This is a genomic window from Phenylobacterium sp., from assembly GCF_036263695.1.
Taxonomy (GTDB): Bacteria; Pseudomonadota; Alphaproteobacteria; order Caulobacterales; family Caulobacteraceae; genus Phenylobacterium.
In genome coordinates, this window is sequence record NZ_DATAGM010000396.1 from 1 (window position 1) to 5,013 (window position 5,013).

General features: G+C 70.7%; 5 protein-coding genes. All 5 read right to left on the minus strand.

Annotated features, from left to right (window positions below; all coding sequences use genetic code 11):
- The coding region (gene pepN / locus VHK87_RS15950; protein ID WP_329635883.1) for an aminopeptidase N at positions 1-1,907 on the minus strand (1,907 nt) is incomplete at its 3' end.
- 52 nt (positions 1,908-1,959) lie between these two features.
- Complete coding sequence (locus VHK87_RS15955) at positions 1,960-2,544, minus strand: hypothetical protein (protein ID WP_329635879.1); 585 nt, start codon at positions 2,542-2,544, stop codon at positions 1,960-1,962.
- A gap of 70 nt (positions 2,545-2,614) precedes the next feature.
- Positions 2,615-3,838 carry a glycosyltransferase gene (locus VHK87_RS15960; RefSeq protein WP_329635880.1) on the minus strand — a complete coding sequence of 408 codons (1,224 nt, stop codon included), beginning with the start codon at positions 3,836-3,838 and terminating at the stop codon, positions 2,615-2,617.
- 98 nt (positions 3,839-3,936) lie between these two features.
- On the minus strand, positions 3,937-4,359 hold the full coding sequence (locus VHK87_RS15965) for a CBS domain-containing protein (protein WP_329635881.1): 423 nt from the start codon (positions 4,357-4,359) through the stop codon (positions 3,937-3,939).
- Positions 4,360-4,539: 180 nt separating this feature from the next.
- Positions 4,540-5,013 (minus strand): YfbK domain-containing protein (locus tag VHK87_RS15970; protein ID WP_329635882.1); only part of this gene is annotated, 474 nt, incomplete at its 5' end.

Here is a 5,013-nt window from a genome sequence, read left to right on the forward strand (position 1 = left end):
GCGGCGGGATCGGCCGGCTGACGGGCCAGCGCCAGCTCCTGCTCGCTCGGCAGCGCGAGCAGCAGGGCCTTGAACGCCGGCTCGGCGGCCTGGTCGCTCAGCGCCCGGCCCACCGCCTCGGCGAACCGCTCCTCCCCGACCTCGTTGGCGGCCCCGGCGGCCCTGGCCAGCATGAGGTCGCGGGCCAGCCCCTGGCCGGCTTCCCAACGGTTGAAGAGGTCCGGGTCCGAGGCCAACAGGACGTAGCGATCCTTGGGCTCGGCGTCGGTGATCAGCGTCACCGGGGCCGAGAAGCCGCGCAGGGCCGAGACCACCGGCGGGCGGTCGACGCCGCGCAGGGTGACCTTGGCCGCCGCGTCCTTCAGCACGATCACCGTCTCGTCCATCGCCTGGCCGTCCCGCTCGAAGGCCAGCGTGCGGCCCTCGGCGTCCAGCAGGCCCACGGCGACCGGCAGGGGCAGGGGGCGCTTGGTCGGCTGGCCAGGCGTGGCCGGCGTCTCCTGGCTGAGCTCCAGCTCCAGCGTTCGGGCCTGTTCGTCGTAGCGGCGCTTGACGGTGACCTTCGGGGTGCCGGCCTGCTCGTACCAGGCGAAGAAGTCGGAGAGGTCCTGGCCCGAGGCCTCCTCGAAGCAGCGGATGAATTCTTCGACCGTGGTGGCGTGGCCGTCCCAGCGCTCGAAGTAGAGGTCCATGCCGGCCCGGAACGCCTGCGGCCCGATCAGGGTCTTCAGCATCCGGATCACCTCCGCGCCCTTCTCGTAGATGGTCGCGGTGTAGAAGTTGTCGATCTTCATGTAGCTCGACGGGCGCACCGGGTGGGCGAGGGGGCCCTGGTCCTCGGGGAACTGGCGCGCGCGCAGCTGCTTGACGTCCTTGATCCGCTGCACCGCCTCGCCGCGCATGTCGGCCGAGAAGCTCTGGTCCCGGAAGACCGTCAGCCCCTCCTTCAGGCACAGCTGGAACCAGTCGCGGCAGGTGATCCGGTCACCGGTCCAGTTGTGGAAGTATTCGTGGGCCACCACGCTCTCGATCCGCTCGTAGTCGAGGTCCGTGGCGGTGGCGGGGTCGGCCAGCAGGAGAGAGGAGTTGAAGATGTTCAACCCCTTGTTCTCCATCGCCCCGAAGTTGAAGTCGCGCACGGCGACGATCATGAAGAGGTCGAGGTCGTACTCGCGGCCGAACGCCTCCTCGTCCCACTTCATCGAGCGCTTCAATGCGTCCATGGCGTAGGCGGCGCGGGGCGCCATGCCGGGGTCGACGTAGATCTTCAGCTCGACTTTGCGACCGCTCATGGTGACGAGGGAGTCCTCGAGCACGTCGAGCTCGCCGGCCACCAGCGCGAACAGGTAGCAGGGCTTGGGGAAGGGATCGTTCCAGACGGCGTAGTGGCGCCCGCCCGGCAGCTCGCCGGCCTCCAGCAGGTTGCCGTTGGAGAGCAGGCGCTGGAACTTCCTGTCCGCCTCGATGCGGACGGTGAAGCGGGTCAGCACGTCAGGCCGGTCCGGGAACCAGGTGATCTTGCGGAAACCCTCGGCCTCGCACTGGGTGCAGAACCGGCCCCCCGACATGTAGAGGCCTTCCAGGTGGGTGTTGGCCTGCGGGTCGATCTCCACCTCGGTCTCGAGGGTGAAGACGTCGGGCACGTTGGGGACGGTAAGGAACTCGTCGTCCACGGTCCGTTCGCTCTCGACGAGCGGGCGGCCGTTCAGGGCCACGGAGATCGGCTTGAGCCGCTCGCCGTTCAGCACCAGCGGCTCGGCGTGGTCGCCGTTGCGCCGGACGTCCAGCCTGGCCTTCACCCGCGTGGCGTTGGGCGACAGGTCGAAGTGCAGCTCCACCTCGTCGATGAGGTAGGCGGGAGGGCGGTAATCGGAGAGGCGGATGGCCTGAGGGGTCTCGGTGCGCATCCGAACGATGTAACGGCCCGTCACCGCCCTCGCCAGGGGTGATCCGGCAGAACTACTCCGCGGCGTGTCGCACGCCCTCGGTGGCCGGCGGCGGGGTCTGCGGGCTCGCGGGGACTTCGTTGAGGTAGCGCTCGATGGTGGCGGCTTCCTCGGCCAGGTGGCGCACCACCGGCGGGGCGTCATCGGGCTCTTCGGCGACGATGGCGGTGAGCGAGCGGGCCAGCGCCAGCAGGCGGGGGGCGGAGGCGATCAGCCGGGCCTGGAACTCGATTTTGCGCGGGTCGCGGTCGTACTCGGCGCCGGGCACCCGCCAGCCGCCCCAGTCCTGGGGATCGGTGACCACCACCGGATAGGTGCCGGGGAAGGGATGGTGGGCGCAGTCCTCGGCCGTCTGCCACTTGTTGCGGGCGCGCAGCAGCCGCCAGCCCGGGCCCTCGGCGGCCAGGTCGCGGCCGCCGTCGTCCTCGCCGCGCAGCTCGTGCGCCTGGAACTCGCGGCCCAGGCCGACGTCGTAGGTGACCTTGACCGGCTCCTCGAAGCCCCGCGCCCAGATCGGCACGATCTTCTCGATCACCGCCCAGGCGCCGACGCTCTCGACCCAGACCTTCTGGTTCCGCTGAAAGACCGCCTTGGCCATGTCGCACCCTTTCGAGGCGTTGCTCGGGCGTGGAGCAAACCCCAAAAAGCTTGACGGGCGGTCAACCCGGCTAGGCGCTCATGGCCATGGGCGAGCGGCGCGAGCCGGCCAGCAGCTCGGCGTAGATGCGGGTCAGGCCCTCGAATGTGGTGTCCCAGCCGTGACGCTGTTCCGCCCGGCGGCGGGCGGCGGCGGAGAGGGCCCACAGGTCGCGCGCAAACAGCGCCTCGATGGCCTCGGCCAAGCCTTCGGGATCGCAGGTGCGCGCCCGCTGGCCGACGCTGTCGTCGAACAGCTCCGACGCGCCGCCCCTGGAGGGGCCGACCACCGGCAGGCCGGCGGCGAGCGCCTCCAACACCACCAGGCCGAACGGCTCGTTCTCGTTGGCGTGCAGGAAGGCGTCGCAGCTGGCGACGAGGCCGGCCAGCTTGGCCGGATCGCGCTCGTAATCGAGGCAGATGACGTGCGGCGAGTAGCGGACGTCCTTGCCGGCCCCGATCAGCACGAGGCGGTAGGGATCGCCCAGCCGCTCCACGGCGCAGACCATCGACTCGATGTTCTTCTCCCGCGCCGGCCGGCCGGCGAACACCAGCAGGCGGGTGTCGGCCGGGACGCCGAGGCGGCGGCGCAGCCGCTGCTTGTCGGCGCGGCTCGGATGGAAGTTCTCCAGGTCGACGCCCAGGGGCTGGACGGCCACGTCGCCGACGCCGGCGTCGGCCAGCCGCTGGGCCATGTGGGCGCTCGGGGCGACTACCCGGTCGAAGCGTTCGTAGATGCTGGCCCAACGCTTCATCGCCACGCCCTCGGCCCACTCGCCGAAGTGCAGGGCGGCCAGCGCGGCCGCATCGGTGTGGCAGAAGCCGACCACGGGCACGCCGAGCGCCTCGCCGGCCTCCAAAGACGCGTGGCCCGGCACGAAGATGTCGCCGGCCTCGATGATGTCCGGCTCCAGCATCCGGATCACCGTCTCCCACTTGGTCAGGCTGGCGGGCATCCGGTAGCCGTCGCCGAACGGCAGCTTGGCGGCCGCCACGGTGACCAAACCCGGCGCCTCGAGGCCCGTCTGGCGGCCGGGCACGACCAGCGTGTGGGTGATGTCCGGCCGACGGCGCTCCAGCCATTCCCGCTTGGTCAGCAGGTAGCGCTTCACCCCGCCGGAGCGGGGCGCGAACATCATGGTGGCGTCGATGAGGTGGAGGCTCTGTCCGGGGCCGCCCAGTTCAGGGGCGTCGGCCGGGTCCAGGCGGATGAGGTTGTCGGAATCGGCGGTGTCGGGCGCGACGTGTTCGAACAATCCCGCGTCCTTTCTTTTCTCGAGAAGCTCTACCTTGGGCGCAAACGGACGGTGCGGCGAAGCGATCCCGCACGCACCGTCTGGCGTTATTGTGGCGCTTACATGCGCGTGGACGGCTCGCTGATCTCCTCCAGCGTCTGGCCCGCGGTCTTGTCCTTCACCTTTCCGGTGAGGTCGCCGAGCGCCAGGATGCCGACCAGCCGGCGGTCCTGGTCGATCACCGGCAGGCGGCGGATCTGGGCCTCGGCCATCTTGTCGGCCGCTTCGTCCAGGTCGTCGTCGGCGTAGGCGTACTCGACCTGAGCGGTCATCACCTCCGAGACCGGCGTCTCGAAGCTGCGGCCCTCGGCGAGCGCGCGCACGACGATGTCCCGGTCGGTGATCATGCCCTGCAGCGTCTCGCCGTCGCAGACGGGCAGGGCGCCCACGTCGATCTCGGCCATGCGGCGGGCGACGGTCTGGATGCTGTCCTGGGGCCGCGCGACCTGCACGTCGCGCGACATCGCTTCGCTGACTCTCATTGTTGTTCGGCTCCCTGGTGGGGCAGGCGCATGGGCGCGCCCCCACCAGTGTCTCAACAGCTGAGCAGGCCGGGCGGTTGCAGGGTGACCCAACAACCGCTCCTCCCGGCGAACGCCGGGACGAGCGGGAAAACAAGGGCGTCCTGCCGGCGCCTCCTCCCGGAAGGAGAGGAGATATTGTCAGTCCCCGCCGGCCACCCCCGCCTCGTTGACCGAGGCCGCTTCGCTGGCCGCGCGGACGAGTTGGACGAACTCGGCGCGCTCGCCCATCGGGTCGTCGCCGCGCGCGCGCTGGGCCAAGCCGGCGATCTCGCGCCAGCCGAAGCTGTCCTCGAGCCACGGATCGCCGCGCAGGCGCTGGCCGTAGCCGGCGACCGCCGCCGCCCAGCGGGTGGCCTCGGGTGCAGCCTCCACGCTGGAGTAGCGGTCGCGCGGGCCAATCGGACGGGTGATCAGCTTGGATTCCGCCGCGCGCGGCAGCTTGTAGCGCACCTTCAGGAAGGCCAGTTCGCTGGTCGCCGAGGCGCTCGGCTTGGGCGCCGAGTAGCGCAGCGGGTCGGACGAGGGCGCAGCGCCCGCCGGGGTGATCTCGTAGAGGGCGGTCACCGAGGCGCCGGAGCCGACCTCGCCGGCGTCCACGCGGTCGTTGTTGAA